This is a genomic window from Photobacterium sanguinicancri, from assembly GCF_002265265.1.
GTDB classification, from domain to species: Bacteria; Pseudomonadota; Gammaproteobacteria; order Enterobacterales; family Vibrionaceae; genus Photobacterium; species Photobacterium sanguinicancri.
Genome location: NZ_NOIF01000375.1, coordinates 1 through 1,114, shown reverse-complemented (window position 1 = coordinate 1,114; position 1,114 = coordinate 1). Strand labels below are relative to the sequence as shown.

The window sequence follows — 1,114 nt, the reverse complement described above, 5'->3', positions numbered from 1 at the left end:
CACGGTAAAACAACTCTAACAGCTGCTATCTGTACTACACTTGCAAAAGTGTACGGTGGTGTTGCTAAAGATTTCGCATCTATCGATAACGCTCCTGAAGAGCGCGAGCGCGGTATCACAATCTCAACTTCTCACGTTGAGTACGATACTCCAAGCCGTCACTATGCACACGTTGACTGTCCTGGACACGCCGATTACGTTAAAAACATGATCACTGGTGCTGCTCAAATGGACGGCGGTATCCTAGTTGTTGCTGCAACTGATGGCCCTATGCCACAGACGCGTGAGCACATCCTTCTTGGTCGTCAAGTTGGTATCCCTTACATCATCGTATTCATGAACAAATGTGACATGGTTGATGATGAAGAGCTACTAGAACTAGTAGAAATGGAAGTTCGTGAACTTCTTTCTGAATACGAATTCCCTGGCGATGATTGCCCAGTAATCATGGGTTCTGCTCTTGGCGCTCTAAACGGCGAACAACAGTGGGAAGACAAGATTGTTGAGCTTGCAGAAGCACTAGATTCTTACATCCCAGAACCAGAGCGTGCTATCGATCTACCGTTCATCCTTCCAATCGAAGATGTATTCTCAATCCAAGGCCGTGGTACTGTTGTAACTGGTCGTGTTGAGCAAGGTATCATCACTGTAGGTGACGAAGTAGCTATCATCGGTATCCGTGAGACTACTGTTAGTACTTGTACTGGTGTTGAGATGTTCCGTAAACTTCTTGACGAAGGCCGTGCTGGTGAGAACGTTGGTGTTCTTCTACGTGGTACTAAGCGTGATGAAGTTGAACGTGGTCAAGTTCTAGCTAAGCCTGGTTCAATCACTCCACACACTACTTTCACTTCAGAAATCTATGTTCTTTCTAAAGATGAAGGCGGTCGTCACACTCCTTTCTTCAAAGGTTACCGTCCACAGTTCTACTTCCGTACAACTGACGTAACAGGTACTATCGAGCTACCTGAAGGCGTAGAAATGGTAATGCCTGGTGATAACATCTCTATGACTGTTACTCTAATCGCACCTATCGCGATGGATGAAGGTCTACGTTTTGCTATCCGTGAAGGTGGCCGTACAGTTGGTGCTGGTGTTGTTGCAACTATCGTTG

The 1,114-nt window shown here is 46.1% G+C and carries 1 protein-coding gene; it reads left to right on the top strand.

Annotated elements, in window-relative coordinates:
- On the top strand, positions 1-1,114 hold a 1,114-nt coding region (tuf, locus tag ASV53_RS24105), incomplete at both ends, for an elongation factor Tu (RefSeq protein ID WP_094959004.1).